The 15,355-nt window shown below is 70.5% G+C and carries 12 protein-coding genes; 6 read left to right on the top strand and 6 right to left on the bottom strand.

The window, feature by feature from the left end:
- Positions 1-14: 14 nt before the first annotated feature.
- The 4 genes from ACWGDX_RS10280 to ACWGDX_RS10265 all read left to right on the top strand — a co-directional run bounded on the left by ACWGDX_RS10280 (position 15) and on the right by ACWGDX_RS10265 (position 4,613).
- Positions 15-1,091 carry a hypothetical protein gene (locus ACWGDX_RS10280; RefSeq protein WP_453624102.1) on the top strand — a complete coding sequence of 359 codons (1,077 nt, stop codon included), beginning with the start codon at positions 15-17 and terminating at the stop codon, positions 1,089-1,091.
- 87 nt (positions 1,092-1,178) lie between these two features.
- Positions 1,179-2,372 (top strand): toxic anion resistance protein, encoded by a 1,194-nt coding sequence (locus ACWGDX_RS10275; RefSeq protein ID WP_453624100.1) that lies wholly within the window; start codon positions 1,179-1,181, stop codon positions 2,370-2,372.
- Entirely contained in the window at positions 2,369-4,000 is a 1,632-nt protein-coding gene (locus ACWGDX_RS10270) for a substrate-binding and vWA domain-containing protein (RefSeq protein ID WP_453624098.1), read from the top strand. The genes ACWGDX_RS10275 and ACWGDX_RS10270 overlap by 4 nt, the downstream gene beginning before the upstream one ends.
- On the top strand, positions 3,987-4,613 hold the full coding sequence (locus ACWGDX_RS10265; protein WP_453624096.1) for a hypothetical protein: 627 nt from the start codon (positions 3,987-3,989) through the stop codon (positions 4,611-4,613). The genes ACWGDX_RS10270 and ACWGDX_RS10265 overlap by 14 nt, the downstream gene beginning before the upstream one ends.
- Positions 4,614-4,647: 34 nt before the next feature.
- Here ACWGDX_RS10265 and ACWGDX_RS10260 read toward each other — a convergent pair whose 3' ends face one another.
- The 6 genes from ACWGDX_RS10260 to ACWGDX_RS10235 all read right to left on the bottom strand — a co-directional run bounded on the left by ACWGDX_RS10260 (position 4,648) and on the right by ACWGDX_RS10235 (position 12,667).
- Positions 4,648-5,544 carry an alpha/beta hydrolase gene (locus ACWGDX_RS10260; protein ID WP_453624094.1) on the bottom strand — a complete coding sequence of 299 codons (897 nt, stop codon included), beginning with the start codon at positions 5,542-5,544 and terminating at the stop codon, positions 4,648-4,650.
- A 181-nt stretch (positions 5,545-5,725) separates the two neighbouring features.
- Positions 5,726-8,002: a molybdopterin cofactor-binding domain-containing protein gene (locus ACWGDX_RS10255; RefSeq protein ID WP_453624092.1), complete on the bottom strand. Its 2,277-nt coding sequence runs from the start codon at positions 8,000-8,002 to the stop codon at positions 5,726-5,728.
- On the bottom strand, positions 7,989-9,110 hold the full coding sequence (locus tag ACWGDX_RS10250; protein ID WP_453624090.1) for an FAD binding domain-containing protein: 1,122 nt from the start codon (positions 9,108-9,110) through the stop codon (positions 7,989-7,991). The genes ACWGDX_RS10255 and ACWGDX_RS10250 overlap by 14 nt, the downstream gene beginning before the upstream one ends.
- Positions 9,107-9,793: a 2Fe-2S iron-sulfur cluster-binding protein gene (locus ACWGDX_RS10245; RefSeq protein ID WP_453624088.1), complete on the bottom strand. Its 687-nt coding sequence runs from the start codon at positions 9,791-9,793 to the stop codon at positions 9,107-9,109. Before ACWGDX_RS10245 ends, ACWGDX_RS10250 begins: the two co-directional genes overlap by 4 nt.
- 148 nt (positions 9,794-9,941) lie before the next feature.
- Positions 9,942-10,598: a hypothetical protein gene (locus tag ACWGDX_RS10240; protein ID WP_453624086.1), complete on the bottom strand. Its 657-nt coding sequence runs from the start codon at positions 10,596-10,598 to the stop codon at positions 9,942-9,944.
- A 233-nt stretch (positions 10,599-10,831) separates the two neighbouring features.
- Positions 10,832-12,667: a phosphoenolpyruvate carboxykinase (GTP) gene (locus ACWGDX_RS10235; RefSeq protein WP_453624084.1), complete on the bottom strand. Its 1,836-nt coding sequence runs from the start codon at positions 12,665-12,667 to the stop codon at positions 10,832-10,834.
- Positions 12,668-12,890: 223 nt separating this feature from the next.
- On the opposite strand from ACWGDX_RS10235, the gene trhA reads away from it, so the two are divergent.
- The gene (gene trhA, locus ACWGDX_RS10230) at positions 12,891-13,628 is read left to right on the top strand and encodes a PAQR family membrane homeostasis protein TrhA (protein ID WP_453624082.1); all 738 of its coding nucleotides are present in this window, start codon (positions 12,891-12,893) and stop codon (positions 13,626-13,628) included.
- Between the two features lie 69 nt (positions 13,629-13,697).
- A complete protein-coding gene (locus tag ACWGDX_RS10225; protein WP_453624080.1) occupies positions 13,698-15,350 on the top strand; it encodes an MFS transporter in 1,653 nt (550 codons plus the stop codon).
- Positions 15,351-15,355: the final 5 nt, after the last annotated feature.

Here is a 15,355-nt window from a genome sequence, read left to right as displayed (position 1 = left end):
AGCACGCTTTGGGCGTGAGACGCATCGTGGGAATCATCCTGGCGGTGCTGCTGATCGGCGGAGTGGCAGCAGCCGTCGTGGCAGGCCGAGAGAGCCAGGGAACAAGCACGGCAACGAAGACCGTGCGAGGGGTCATCGGTTCGGAGAAGGCGGAGTTCTTCGCCGACCCCGACGTCATCAAGGCCCTTGACGAACATGGTTACGCCGTGAAGACGGAGACCTCCGGCTCCTGGGCCATGGAGGAACTCTCTCTCGACGGCACCGACTTCGCCTTTCCTTCCTCCAAGGCACCGGCGGACGAACTGGCCGCGAAGTACCAGGTCCAGGGCACCCCGCCGCGGCCCTTCTACTCCCCGCTGGTGGTCGTCGCCCACCGCTCCGCCGCCCAGGTCCTGGCCCGCAACGGACTGGCCACCCTGGACGGCGAGTCGCGCGGCACCCTGCGGATGGAGCCGTATCTGGAGGCGGCGCGGAAGGAGCGCACCTGGCAGCAGCTCAAGGGGGCCTCGGCCCACGCGGAGCTGACCGGGACGGTCTTCATCGCGAGCACCGACCCCATGACCTCCAGCTCGGGCGCGCTCTATCTCGCCGCCGCGTCCTATGTCGCCGACGGTGGAAAGGTCGTGGGCGACAAGGCGGCCGTCGCCCGTACGGCACCGCTGCTCAAGCAGCTCACCGTGGTCCAGGGCGCCCAGCAGACCAGTTCCGACGCGCCGTTCCGCGACTTCATCAGCGGCGTCGGGAATCCGCTGGTGCTGGTCTACGAGTCGCAGGTGGCCTCGGTGCTGCTCCAGCGGCAGGAGGTCGGGGATCTGGTGGTGCTCTACCCGGACACCACCGTCAACAGCGACCACACGCTCGTACCGCTCACCGAGAACGGGCGGGCGCTCGGCGCGCTGCTCACCACCGATCCGCGCCTGCGTGAGCTGGCGGTACGGCACGGCTTCCGCCCGCAGGGAGCCGCCGCGGAGTTCACCGCCGCCACCGCTCCCTACCAGGCTTTCCTCAACCAGCGGCTGACCGGGGTCCGCCAGGCGCCCGTGCCCACCACCGAGTGGCTGCACGCGATGGCGCAGCGGGCCCGGTCGTAGGCGGCCCGCCGTGGCAGCCCAGGTCGCGGCCGGTCCGGTCCCGGCCGGCACTTCGCGCTTCGCTCTTCATGTCCCAGGGGGAACCAGATGTCCGTAGAACAGAGTTCCGGGCCGGCCGGCCCGGAACTGATCCTCACCCCGCCCGAACCCGTCGCCCCGGTCCGTACCGAACAGGCCGTGGGACTGGTGCCGATCGACGACTCCGTACGCACGGAGATGACCCGGCGCGCCACGGACTATGTCGGGTCGCTCGCCGCGCTCGACGCCCGCTCGCCCGAATTCACCGCCCGTATCGGCGAGATCGCCAATCTCGGCGCCGGTGAGATCCGCGGCGCGGCCCAGCAGTCCAACCGGATGCTGGACCGTACGATCCACTCGCTCTCCTCCGGCGGCGAGGACGCCCAGTCCCGGGTGTCGTCCTCGCTGGTCGAACTGCGCCGTACGGTCGAGGACCTGGACCCGCGCGACACCCCGGGCAAGGGGGCCCGCCGGTTTCTCTCGAAGCTGCCCGGCGGCAACAAGCTGCGCGATCACGCCGCCAAGTACGCCTCCTCGCAGGGCACCCTGAACAAGATCGTGAGCTCGCTCAGGGGCGGCCAGGACGAACTGCGCCGCGACAACGCCGCGCTGCACACCGAGCGCACACGTCTGTGGGAGACCATGGGCAAGCTCCAGGAGTACGCGGTGCTCACCTCGGCGCTCGACACGGCGATCGAGGAGCGGATCGGCTCGGTCGGCCTCGCCGATCCCGCGCAGGCCGACGCGCTGCGCGCCGATGTCCTCTTCCCCGTCCGGCAGAAGCACCAGGACCTGCTGACCCAGCTCGCGGTGTGCGCGCAGGGCTATTTGGCGATGGATGTCGTACGGCGCAACAACGAGGAGCTGATCAAGGGCGTCGACCGCGCCGCGACCACCACGGTCTCGGCGCTGCGGATCGCGGTGATGCTCTCCTCGGCCCTGGAGAACCAGCGCAGGGTGACCGAGCAGGTGAACGTCCTGCGCTCGACGACGGAGGACCTGATCCGCGGCAACGCGGAGATGCTCGCCACCCAGAGCGGCGAGATCCAGCGCATCGCGGCGGATCCGGCCGTGGGGGCGGAGACGCTGCGCACCGCGTTCCAGCAGATCTACCGGACGCTGGACGCGATCGACACGTACAAGATCCAGGCGACGGAGTCGATGGCCTCCACGGTGGAGTCCCTGACGGCCGAGCTCCAGAGCGCGAGCACCTATCTGGAGCGAACCCGCTCGGCGAGCGCGCTGGAAGGGGGCCTCCAGTGAGACGAAGGCCTCCGGTGGGACGCGCGCTGACCGCCGTACTCGTCACCGCCCTGCTGACCGCCGCCACGGCGTGCACCACCGGCGGGGGCGACGCGCCGGCCGGGCCGGAGCCCGCCCCGGCCACGACCTACCGTCCGGGCACCCTGCGGGTGCTCGCCTCCAGTGAACTCTCCGACATGCAGGGGGTGCTGGACCAGGCCGAGCAGAGGACCGGGGTGAAGGTACGCGCCACCTGGACCGGCACGCTGGACGCCGCCGAGCTGATCGCGTCGGGCAAGGCGGACGGCGCGTACGACGCGGTCTGGCTGTCGTCCAACGACTATCTGCGGCTCGACCCCGGGGTCGCGCGGCGCATCACCAACGAGACGCCGGTCATGTCCTCGCCCGTCGCGCTCGGGTTGCGGACGGAGACCGTACGGCGGCTCGGCTGGCAGCCGGACGAGGTCACCTGGTCGCAGGTGCACCAGGCGGTCGTGGCCGGGAAGCTGACCTACGGGATGACCGACCCCGTGCGTTCCAACTCCGGTTTCTCCGCGCTGATCTCGGTGGCCTCCGGGCTCTCGGGCGCGCAGTCGGCGCTCACCGACGCGGATGTGCGCCGGGCGTCGGGGAAGCTGAAGGAGTTCTTCACCGGGCAGAAGCTGACATCGGGTTCGTCCGGCTGGCTCGCGACGGCCTACACCCGGCGCGACAGTGTGGACGCGCTGGTCAACTACGAGTCCGTGCTGCTCTCCATGAACCGGGACAGCCGCACCGGGCTCACCGTGATCCGTCCCAAGGACGGGGTGGTGACCGCCGACTACCCCTTCACCCTGCTGACGTCGGCGCCCCAGGAGGCGCGGGAGGCGGGCCAGGCGCTCACCTCGTATCTGCGCAGCCCGGAGGCGCAGAAGTCGCTGACCGAGCAGACGTTCCGGCGCCCTGTCATCCCGTCGATACCGCCCGCGGCGGGCCTGGCCACCGACAAGCGGCGCGAACTCCCCTTCCCCGGCTCGCGTTCGGTCGCCGACGGGCTGCTCCACGCGTACGAGAACCAGCTGCGCCGTCCTTCGCGCACGGTGTACGTACTGGACACCTCGGGCTCGATGGAGGGCGAACGGCTCTCCCGGCTGAAGGACGCGCTCGCGGGGCTGACCGGTACGGACGACTCCGCGACCGGGGAGCGCTTCCGTGACCGGGAGGAGGTGACGCTGATGCCGTTCGGCTCCGAGGTGAAGCGGGTCCTGAGCCATACGGTGGACCCGGCCGGCCGGGCCGCCGCGCTGGACGCGATCCGCGCGGACGCCAGGGCGCTGTCGGCGTCCGGGGACACCGCGATCTACAGCAGTCTGCGGGAGGCGTACTCCCATCTCGGCAAGGGCGGTCCTGGCGCGGACGCCTTCACCTCGATCGTCCTGATGACGGACGGCGAGAACACCACGGGCACGAAGGCCGTCGAATTCGACAGCTTCTACGCGGGACTGCCCGCGGACCAGCGTGCCACCCCCGTCTTCCCCATCCTCTTCGGCGACTCGGACCGCGCGGAGCTGGAGCACATCGCCCAGCTCACGGGCGGCCGGCTGTTCGACGCGACGGGTGGCGAGGAGTCGCTCGACGGCGCCTTCGAGGAGATCCGTGGCTACCAGTAGAGCGACCGGCAGGGCACTGGCGTATCTGGAGTCGCGCAAGAACCTGGTGGGCAGCGCGGCGGGCGTGGGCGGCCTGGCCCTCACCTTCACCGGCCTCGCGGGCGCGTACTGGCCGGTGGTCGTGGCGGGACTGTACGGCGCGGGCGCGCTGATCGCCCCGCCGGAACGCCCCGACGCCCCGGCCTTCACCAACCCGGCCGAGCAACTGGACGAGCTGCGCGCCGACTTCACCAGGCTTCACGCCTATCTCGCCGAGGTCGACCTGCCGCCCACCGCGGCGGGCCGCCTCACCGAACTGACCGAGGTCCTGACCGCCCTCCTCGAACCCGGCTGGGTCGCCGACGCCCTCGCCACCGACGCCGAAGGTGTCCACACCCTCTCCCGGGCCATCCGCCAGGACGTCCCGGAATCGGTGGACACCTTCGTACGCACCCGCTGGTGGACCCGCCTCCAGCCCGGCATGGAACCCCCGGAACGCCATCTCGAACGCCAGCTCACGGTCCTGTACGACGAGGCCCGCGCCCTGGCGACGGCCCTGAGGGAGGCCGAGGCCCGCCGCCAGGAGACCCACACCCGCTACTTGGAGGACCGCCACCGCCCGCCGGGGCTGTGAGAGCCGGGGGGGCGGCGGGGCATCGGCTCTTCGCTCAGCTCACCGCTTCGACGGCCGCCTTGATGACCTTGGTGACGGCCTCCGGGTGGGAGATGAGCGTCAGGTGCGAGCCGCCCTGGAACGTGGTGATCTTCGAACCCGCCCGGCGGGCCATCATCAGTTCGGACTCGGCCGTGATGATCTGGTCGCCGGTGCTGATGAAGTACCACGACGGGATCGTCTTCCACGCCGCGTACGCGGACGGGGTGTCGAACGCGGCCATCGACGCGGCGCGCTGGGTGGCCCAGAGGTTGACGGCCTGCCGGGCCGGCAGGTCCTGGGCGAACTTCCTGACGAAGATGTCCTGCTTCAGGTACAGGTTCGCCGTGCCCTCCGGGGCGTTCGCGTACGGGACGCTGTCGAACAGCGTCTCGGGCGGGGCGTTGAGCGCCGATGCCGAGCCGCTCAGCTCCCCCGTGGTCTCGCCCACCGCCGGCGCGGCGGCGTCGACGTAGACGAGCGCCTTCACGTTGCCGGTCCGGGCGGCGGCGTTCGTGATGACCGAGCCGCCGTACGAGTGGCCGACCAGCACGACGGGGCCGGGGATGCTCCTGACGAAGTCGGCCACCGTCTCCGCGTCGGTGGTGAGGCCCTCCAGCGGGTTGCCGATCGCTCGTGCGGAGTACCCCTCGCCGCGGAGGATCTTCACCTCGCCGCCCCAGCTCGATGTGTCGGCCCAGGCACCGTGGATCAGCACGATCGTCGGTGCGGCCCCGGTGCCACCACCTCCGGGGAGGGCCGGGCGGGCACTCGCGGCGGGAACGGTGGCGGCGGCGAGCACGGTCGCCGTGAGCGCCGCCGCGCCGAGGACCGCGGTGCGCGTGTACGTACGGCGTGGGGACATCCCGCGTGTCCGGCGTATCAGCGGGCCAGGAGTGGACGGCTCAGCCATCTGCTCTCTCCTTCGAACGGCGGAGGGGCTGCCCTCAGCGTCACCGCCGTCGGTCCTCGGGTCGCGCGTTGCGGAGCAGACGAGTGAAACAGAACCGCCATCCGGGTGGTGATCTCCGCACATCCGTGTCCGGCGTGCGCGGCTCACTCCGGCGTGCGCGAGTCACTCCGGCATGCGCGAGTCACTCCTCCATGGACGGCAGGGCGGGCAGAAGGTTTTCGAGCCTGATGGGGAAGTCGCGTACGCGCACACCGGTGGCGTTGAACACCGCGTTGCCGACCGCCGCTCCGGCGCCGCAGATACCCAGCTCACCGACGCCTTTGGCGCCGAGGGGGTTGGCCTTGTCGTCGCATCCCTCAAGGACGACGGCGTCGATCTCGGGGATGTCGGCGTGGACGGGCACCATGTACTGCGCGAGATCCCGGTTCACCTGGGCGCCGGACCGCGGGTCCACGAGCACCGCTTCCTCCAGCGCCATCCCCACCCCCCAGATCATGCCGCCCATGAGCTGCGAGCGCGCGGTCTTGGCGTTGAGGACGCGGCCCGCCGAGAACACGCCCAGCATCCGCCGGAGCCGGATCTCGGCCGTGTCGGCGTCGACGCCCACTTCGGCGAAGTGCGCTCCGTAGGTGTTGATCGAGTAGGCCGCGTAGTGCGGATCCTCCGCCATGAGCGAGGTCGCGCCCTCCGCCTCCACGCCCTCGGGACGGACTCGTCTCACGATCTCGGCCAACGGCAACGCCTCGGACATCCCGTCGAGGCGCACCCCGCCGTCCGCCAGGACCGCGGTCGCGGGGTCGAGACCGTACAGCGGGGAGCGCTGGTCGCCGCATGCCGCGAGCAGCAGTTCCTCGCGCAGGGCCGCGCACGCGCGGTGGACCGCGGTGCTCGAATTGCCCGCGCCCCACGAGCCGCCGGACCCCGCGCTGACGGGGAACCCGGAACGCCCGAGCTCGACCCGTATCCGGCCCGGGGGCAGTCCCAGCCCGTCGGCGGCGACCTGGGTCAGGGTCGTGTACGTACCCGTGCCGAGGTCCGTCATGTCGGACCGGACGACGGCCGTACCGTCCGCCTCCAGTCTGACCAGTGCCCTGGTCGCCGACTGGGGATGGGGACGGATGGCGGAGGCGACGCCGTACCCGATCAGCCACCGCCCCTCCCGCAGACTCGCGGGTCTCGTCGGGCGGTGCTTCCAGCCGAACCGGCGTTCCCCCTCGCGCAGACAGTCGACCAGATGACGGTCGCTGAACGGCACGCCCCGCTCGGGGTCCAGCTCCGGCTCGTTGCGGATCCGCAGCTCGACCGGATCCATCGACAGCTCATGGGCCAGCTGGTCCATCGCCCCCTCGACCGCCAGCAGCCCCGGCGCGTGGCCCGGCGCGCGGACATCCTCTCCGCGCGGCAGATCGAGCGAGGTCAGCCGGTGGCGTGTCAGCCGGCCGGGGGCGGCGTAGAGGCTGCGCGTCGTGGCGGCGGTCTGCTCGGCGTACTCCGCGTCGGGGTTGGTGTACATGGTGACCTCGTGGGCGATCGCGGTCAGCCGGCCGTCCCGTCCCGAGCCGAGGCGGACGCGCTGGCGCGATGTGGGGCGCATGGCGACAAGGGGGAAGGTCTGCTGCCGGGTCAGCACGATCTTGACCGGCTGGTTCAGCGCGCGGGCGGCGATCGCCGCCAGGATCGTCTCGTAGTGGACGCGCAGCTTGGAGCCGAATCCCCCGCCGATGTACGGACTGACGACATGGATCCGCTCTCTGTCCATCCGGAGCGTGGCGGCGATCGAGGTACGCGCCATGTCCACGATCTGGGTGCTGGTGTGGACGATCAGGTCCTCGCCGCGCGGTACCACGAGACAGGCGTGCGGTTCCAGCGGCTGCGCGGAGCCGTACGGCGTCGTGTAGTACTGGTCGATCGTGACGTCGGCGGCGTCGAACCCGGCGTCGAAATCGCCCACCGCGGTGTCGGCCGCGAGGCCGATCTTCATCTTCTTCGGAGGATGGGCCTGATCCAGCCGTGCGGAGAAGTCGTAGCGCCCTTCCTCGACGGCGTAGGTGACATCGACGAGACCGGCCGCCTCGCGGGCCTGTTCGAAGGTCGTCGCGACGACGAGCGCCACGGGCTCACCGTGGAAGTGGATCTCCGGGCTGTCGAGCGCCCTGAAGGCGCGCGGGAACTCCAGGAAGGTGGACTCGTCGGGGGTGCCCTGCGGCGGGGAGTTGTGATGGGTCATCACCATGCGTACGCCGGGGAGGCGTTCGGCGCGGGCCGTGTCGATCCGTGTGACGCGGCCCTTTCCGACGGTCGCGCCGGCGATGTACCCGTACAGCGGCTGACCGGCCTCCCACTGCTCGGCCGGATAGGTGGCCCGGCCGGTGACCTTCAGCGGGCCGTCGACACGGTCGAGCGGCTGTCCGATCACCGTGGCTCCGGCTTCCTCGGCTGCTTTCTCAGCTCGGGCCATGGCTTCCCTCATCCCGCCCGGGGCGCCCGGACCGCCCGGAATGCTCGGACCACCCGGGACGCCCGGTCGCCTGGGGCGCTCGGGCCGCTCGGGCCGCCTCGTCCAGCGTGCGGCAGAGCGTGCGCCGGGCCAGCTCGATCTTGAAGTCGTTGCCGCCCCGCCCCACGGCGTCCCGCATCGACGCCTCGGCCGCGGCGCGATACGTCGCCATCGTGGCGGGGCGCTCCCTCAGCGAGTCCTCCGCGGCGAGGGACCGCCAGGGCTTGTGCGCCACACCGCCGAACGCCACCCGGGCGTCGACGACCGTCGCCGTTCCCCCGTCGGCTCCCGAGCCCACACCGGCTCCCGTTCCCGCGTCCGTCGAGACGATCGCCGCCACGGAGACCAGCGCGAACTCGTAGGAGGCGCGGTCGCGTACCTTCCGGTAGAGCTGTCCGCCCGACGGGGGCGGGGGCAGGACGACGCCCGTGATCATCTCGCCGGGCCGCAGGACGGTCTCGATGTGCGGGGTCTCCCCCGGCAGCCGGTAGAAGTCCCCGATGGCGACGGTGCGTACGGACCCGCCGGCGTCGAGCAGTTCGATCCGCGCCTCCAGCGCCGTCATCGCGACGGCCATGTCCGAGGGGTGGGTCGCGATACAGGCGTCGCTGGCGCCGAGGATCGCGTGCGTCCGGTTGAAGCCGCCGATCGCGTCACAACCGGAGCCGGGATCACGCTTGTTGCAGCCCGAGTCCGTGTAATAGAAGTACGGGCAGCGTGTGCGCTGCAACAGATTGCCGCCGACGGACGCCATGTTGCGCAACTGGCCCGAGGCACCGGCGACGAGCGCCTCGGACAGGACCGGGTAGGCGGTACGTACGCGGGCGTCGGCGGCCACATCGGAGTTCGCCGTCTGCGCGCCGATCCGCACTCCCCCGTACGGCAGTTCCTCGATGGTCGCCAGGGGAAGCCGGCTGATGTCCACGAGATGGTCCGGCCGCTCGATGTCCAGCTTCATCAGATCGAGCAGATTGGTCCCGCCGCTGATGAACTTCGCGCCGGGCCGGGACGCCGCCGCCGCCACCGCGGCCCGCGCGTCCGTCACCCGCTCATAGGTGAAGGGCCTCATGCCGGGCCTCTTTCCGAGTTCGCGACGTCGGCCGGGAGATCGGCGGCGGCGTCGGCCGGAACGTCGGCGGCGGCGTGACCCGCGAGATGCCTCGCGGCGGGATCCGCGCCGGCGGCCTCGCCGTCCGCCTCGCTGTCGGCCGCGACATCACGGATGGCCGCGGCGATGTTCGGATAGGCCGCACACCGGCAGATGTTGCCGCTCATCCGCTCGCGGAGTTCCTCGTCGGTCAGCTCGATCCGCGCGGAGGAGACATCGGCGGTGGCATGACTGGGCCAGCCGGCCTTCACCTCGCCGAGCATGCCGACCGCGGAACAGATCTGACCAGGGGTGCAGTAGCCGCACTGGAAGCCGTCGCGCTCGACGAAGGCCGATTGCATGGCGCTGAGAGCGCCCGGTCTCCCCATGCCCTCGATCGTCGTGATCTCGTCGTCCTGGCGCATCACGGCGAGCGTCAGACAGGAATTGACGCGCCGGCCGTTGACCAGCACCGTACAGGCGCCGCACTGTCCGTGGTCGCAGCCCTTCTTGGTGCCGCTCAGACGCAGCCGCTCGCGCAGCGCGTCGAGCAGTGACGTACGGGGATCGACGTCGAGGCGCCGCGAGCGGCCGTTGACGTTCAAGGTGATCGCGGAGAGCCGTACTCCCCCGTCCCGGCCCCGGTCCACGTCCGGCTCGCTCATCGCATCCGCCTTCCCGTCTCCGCTCTCCGGCGGAGCGTTCGGAGGGACTTGGAGAGACTCGGACGCCACCGGACACGCCACCGGACCATTCCAAGCTAACCCCGTACCGGCGAACCCGAAACTTGTCGGAAGGGCCGCCGGCCGTTCGTCACGGCTGGGGGTCTTCCACGCCTGTGCCGAGGAGGGCAGGGGCAGGGGCGGGACGGCGCAGGAGCCGGTAGCGGGTGCGGCGGTGGGACTGGCGGAGATCGCTCAGACCGTTGTCGTCCAGGGCGTTCCGGGCCGCCTTCCTGAACTTCGGCAGGCTCTCCGACATGGGCTGAACCGTCTGCTCGAACGAGATGAGCAGGGCGATCGTGTCCCATGGCAGCTCTCCGACCGGATTCCTTTCGTGATCCTCCCTGATACGCCCGAGATCGGCGCAGAGGGAAGAGATCACATCGACCGACTGGGCGAGTTCCTCCGCCAGCGTCGACACGTTCTCGGGGCCCGCCAGGGCGACATCGACCCATACCGATTTCACACTGGAGGCACGGTCCCGGCACTCGCGCACATAGGCGCTCGTGAAGTCGGCGAGGGAGTGGGGCCCCGGTTTCCGCTGCCCTATCGCCGTCTGGAGCTCCTCCATCGCGGAGATGAACGCTCTGTAGAACCCATGGCGCGGTTCACGGCGTTGCCGGTGGTGTTCCATGTGGGCCGCGATCCGCGCCGCCTCCAGCTGGGTGCGGCCGGTGGCGAACGCGGCTCCTATCGTGGCGAACGTTCCCGCCAGTGCGCCGCACACCGCGGCTAACCCTGCGTCCATGACTGTTGAGTCTGACCGCTGTCACCGTCCGGCGCGAGACCTCCGCGCGCGAAACCTCTGCGCGCGAAACCGCCGGCGGGAAACCAATGAGAACCACGGGGGACCGGGCCGGTCCCGGGGGGTGGGACCGGCCCGGCGGTGTTGGGTGGCCGACACCGACACCGACGCTTGTGCTCACGCCGGTGCCGACGCCAACTCCGGTGCCGGTGCCGGTGCCGATGTCGGCCGCGGTGTCAGCGGAGACGTTCCACCAGGGCGTGGTACTCGTCCCACAGTTCCTTCGGCGCGTGGTCGCCGAAGGTGTTGAGGTGCTCGGGGACCAGCGCCGCCTCCTCGCGCCAGACCTCCTTGTCCACCGAGAGCAGGAAGTCCAGTTCGGACTCGGAGAGCGCCAGACCGGCCGTGTCCAGGGCCTCCCTGGTCGGCAGGACCCCGATCGGGGTCTCGACGCCGTCGGCCCTGCCTTCGAGGCGCTCCACGATCCACTTCAGCACGCGGCTGTTCTCACCGAAGCCGGGCCAGACGAACCTGCCGGCCTCGTCCTTGCGGAACCAGTTCACGTAGTAGATCTTCGGCAGCTTCGACTCGTCGCCCCTGGCTGTCGCGTCGGCGCCGACCTTGACCCAGTGCCCCATGTAGTCGCCCATGTTGTAGCCGCAGAACGGCAGCATGGCGAACGGGTCCCTGCGCAGCTCGCCGACCTTGCCCTCGGCGGCCGCCGTTTTCTCGGAGGCGACATTGGCTCCGAGAAAGACACCGTGGCGCCAGTCGAAGGACTCGGTGACCAGCGGTACGGCGGAGGCACGGCGGCCGCCGAAGAGGATGGCCGAGATCGGGACCCCCCTGGGGTCCTCCCACTCGGGCGCGATGATCGGGCACTGCCCGGCGGGCACGGTGAAGCGGGCGTTGGGGTGCGCGGCGGGCGTACCGGACTCCGGTGTCCAGTCCTTGCCCTTCCAGTCGGTGAGATGCGCGGGCGGTTCCTCCGTCATGCCCTCCCACCAGACGTCGCCGTCGTCGGTGAGCGCCACATTGGTGAAGACCGAGTTGCCCCACATCGTCTTCATCGCGTTGGCGTTGGTGTGCTCACCCGTGCCCGGCGCGACTCCGAAGAAGCCCGCCTCGGGGTTGATCGCGTAGAGCCGGCCGTCCTCGCCGAACCGCATCCAGGCGATGTCGTCACCGATCGTCTCCACGGTCCAGCCGGAGATGGTCGGTTCGAGCATCGCGAGGTTCGTCTTGCCGCACGCGGACGGGAAGGCCGCGGCGACGTACTTCGGCTCCCCTTGCGGCGGCGTCAGTTTGAGGATCAGCATGTGCTCGGCGAGCCAGCCCTCGTCACGCGCCATGACGGACGCGATACGCAGCGCGTAGCACTTCTTGCCGAGCAGCGCGTTGCCGCCGTATCCCGAGCCGTACGACCAGATCTCGCGGGACTCGGGGAAATGGGAGATGTACTTGGTCGTGTTGCAGGGCCACGGCACATCGGCCTCGCCCTCGGCCAGCGGCGCGCCCAGCGTGTGGACGGCCTTGACGAAGAAGCCGTCGGAGCCCAGTTCGTCGAGGACGGCCCGGCCCATCCGGGTCATGGTGCGCATGGAGGCCGCGACATAGGCGGAGTCGGTGATCTCGACACCTATCGCGGAGAGCGGTGAGCCCAGCGGGCCCATGCAGAACGGCACCACGTACATCGTCCTGCCGCGCATCGCACCACGGAAGACGCCCCGGTCACCCGTGAAGATCTCCCGCATCTCGGCGGGCGCCTTCCAGTGGTTGGTCGGCCCCGCGTCCTCCTCCTTCTCGGAGCAGATGAACGTACGGTCCTCGACGCGGGCCACATCGGACGGGTCGGAGGCCGCGTAGTACGAGTTGGGCCGCTTGATCGGGTCGAGCTTCACGAACGTGCCCTTGGCGACGAGCTCCCCGCACAGGCGCTCGTACTCGCTCTCGGACCCGTCGCACCAGACCACCCTGTCCGGCTGCGTGATTGCTGCGATCTCGTCGACCCAGGAGATCAACTCCTGGTGATGGGTGGGGGCGGTTGGGGGAGCCGCGATATCGCTCGCCACGATTGCTCCTTGATGAGGGTTTTTGAGGTTTGTGCCCCTTGGGGGCCGCGACCCGGACGCTTCGTAGCCGCTCATCCGGTGCCGACCGCACTCATATGATCATCCGCCGCGCGCGCCCATCTGTCCAGAGGACCGCACACGTGAGCATCGCCACTCATGCGACATGACGAAGAGGTTATTTGTGCGGGAACGTAACCTACGCTCCCGTAGGTAGCATGAACCCATGACTCCTGCCTCGCCCGAGCCACTCGCCAACCCCCAGTCACAGGAAGGGGGGAGGACCGCGAGCCGAGGCGGTCCCGAGGCCGTGCCCGAGCTGTTGAGCATCGTCAAGCCGAGGCTGCGCGGCTGGCTGCACGCGGGGATGTTTCCCGCCGTACTGATCGCGGGAGTGGTGCTCATCGTCACCACCGAGTCACTCCGCGCCAGGGTCGCCTGCGGGATCTACGTACTGACCGCCTGCCTGCTCTTCGGCGTCAGCGCGATATACCACCGGGGCACCTGGGGACCGCGCGGCGAGGCCGTACTGCGCAGGCTCGACCACGCCAATATCTTCCTGATCATCGCGGGCACCTACACCCCGCTGACCATGCTGCTGCTGCCCGACACGACGGGACGGCCCCTGCTGTGGGCGGTCTGGGCGGCGGCCGCCGCGGGCATCGCCTTCCGGGTGCTCTGGGTCGGGGCGCCACGCTGGCTCTACACCCCGTGCTACATCGCTATGGGCTGGGCCGCCGTCTTCTATCTGCCCGACTTCATGCGCACCGGCGGGATCGCCGTACTCGTCCTCGTGATCGTCGGCGGGCTGCTCTACAGCGCGGGCGGCGTGGTCTACGGACTCAAGCGCCCCAATCCGTCACCGCGCTGGTTCGGGTTCCACGAGGTGTTCCACTCCTTCACGCTGGCCGCGTTCGTCGTGCACTTCGTCGGTATCTCACTGGTGGCCTACCAGCACTCCTGACCATACTTGACGCTGTCCCTCTTTTGGGAGTTACTGTCACTTGACACTAACTCCCGAAGGAGGGCTGCCATGGGCCGCCGCTGGTGGGCGCTGGGCGCCCTGGTCGCGAGCATGCTCGTGCTCGGTTTCGATCTGACGATCCTCAATGTGGCGCTGCCGACCATGGCCGCGGAGCTGGGCGCCACCACCGGCCAGCAGCAGTGGATGGCCGACGCGTATGTCGTCGTCTTCGCCGCGCTGATGCTCCCCGCCGGACTGCTCGGCGACCGCTTCGGCCGCCGCCGGATGCTCATCACGGGACTCGGCCTCTTCCTGGCCGGCTCGCTCATGGGCGCGCTCGTCGGCAGCGTCGAGCTGGTCATCGCCGCCCGCGCCGCGATGGGCGTCGGCGGCGCGCTGGTGATGCCGCTCGCCCTCGCCGTACTGCCCTCGCTCTTCGGTGACCCCAAGGACCGCACCAAGGCCGTCGGCATCATCTCCGCCGCCTCCGCGCTGGGCATCCCGCTCGGCCCGATCATCGGCGGCTGGCTGCTCGAACACTTCTGGTGGGGCTCGATCTTCCTGGTCAACATCCCGATGGCCGCCCTCGGGATCACCGCCTGTGTGCTTCTGCTGCCCGAGACCAGCGACCCGTCCTCGCCCCGGGTCGACGCCGTCTCCACCGCGCTCACCGCACTCGGGCTCGGCGCCCTGATCTACGGGATCATCGAGGCTCCCGGCCGGGGCTGGGGCAGCCCGCTCGTCGTCGGCGTACTGGCCGCCGGAGCGGCCCTGCTCACCGCGCTCGTCCTGCGCGAGCGCCGGTCCGCCAGGCCCATGCTCGATCTCGTCCTGCTGCGCCACCGCGGCTTCCTGCTCAACACCGTCGCCGCGACGCTGGTGATGTTCGTGATGTCGGGGCTGCTCTTCCTGCTGCCCGTCCATCTCCAGGCCGTGCTGGGCTACGGCGCGCTCGGGACCGGGGTGCGGATGCTGCCGATGATGGGCGGGCTGATGGTCGCCGCCAGGGGCAGCGGACCGCTCGTACGGCGGGTCGGACCCCGTGCGGTGATCGGCGCGGGCCTGGTCGTACTCGCCTTCGCGGCGCTGCTGGGCAGCCGTACCACCGTGGACAGCGGCTACGGATTCACCGCGCTGTGGCTGTCCGTCGCCGGTCTGGGCTTCGGCTTCGCGGTCGTGCCCGCCATGGACGGGGCGATCGCCGCTCTGCCGGCCGACCGGGCGGGCAGCGGTTCCGGGCTGCTGATGACCGTACGGCAGGTGGGCAGCGCGATCGGGATCGCCCTGCTGGGCTCACTGCTCGCCGCCGCCTACACCTCCGGGCTGGACACCTCGGGGCTGCCCGCTGCCGCCGCCGGCACCGCCGGGGACTCCGTGGTCGCCGCGCATGTCGTCGCCGACCGGCTGGACGTCCCCCGGCTCGCGGCCTCGGCGGACGCCGCGTACATCCACGGGATGAACCTCGCCCTGCTGGTCTGCGGTGTCGCGGCGCTGGTCTCCGCGCTGCTGGTCATGACGCTCCTGCCGGACTCCAGGGAACCGGGCTCCGAGGGACCGGGCTCCAGGGGACTGGGCTCCGAGGGACCGGGCTCCAGGGGACTGGGCTCCGGGCGAGGAGAGGACAAGAGCACGCGCGGAGGCCCGGCCAGGGAGACAGCGACGGCCGGGGAGACAGAGGGTGACGCGGGCGTGGCCCTGTCGCCCGCCGATGCCGGACAATAGGAGTC

The organism is Streptomyces sp. NPDC055025, from assembly GCF_053608565.1.
This window is presented reverse-complemented; position numbering and strand designations above follow the sequence as displayed.

What these genes read in the sequence shown, in the direction of transcription:
- ACWGDX_RS10275 (WP_453624100.1), top strand. Translation starts at nt 1,179, where the DNA reads ATGTCCGTAGAACAGAGTTCCGGGCCGGCCGGCCCGGAACTGATCCTC.
- ACWGDX_RS10260 (WP_453624094.1), bottom strand. Translation starts at nt 5,544, where the DNA reads ATGGCTGAGCCGTCCACTCCTGGCCCGCTGATACGCCGGACACGCGGG.
- ACWGDX_RS10255 (WP_453624092.1), bottom strand. Translation starts at nt 8,002, where the DNA reads ATGGCCCGAGCTGAGAAAGCAGCCGAGGAAGCCGGAGCCACGGTGATC.
- ACWGDX_RS10250 (WP_453624090.1), bottom strand. Translation starts at nt 9,110, where the DNA reads ATGAGGCCCTTCACCTATGAGCGGGTGACGGACGCGCGGGCCGCGGTG.
- ACWGDX_RS10245 (WP_453624088.1), bottom strand. Translation starts at nt 9,793, where the DNA reads ATGAGCGAGCCGGACGTGGACCGGGGCCGGGACGGGGGAGTACGGCTC.
- ACWGDX_RS10240 (WP_453624086.1), bottom strand. Translation starts at nt 10,598, where the DNA reads ATGGACGCAGGGTTAGCCGCGGTGTGCGGCGCACTGGCGGGAACGTTC.
- trhA (WP_453624082.1), top strand. Translation starts at nt 12,891, where the DNA reads ATGACTCCTGCCTCGCCCGAGCCACTCGCCAACCCCCAGTCACAGGAA.
- ACWGDX_RS10225 (WP_453624080.1), top strand. Translation starts at nt 13,698, where the DNA reads ATGGGCCGCCGCTGGTGGGCGCTGGGCGCCCTGGTCGCGAGCATGCTC.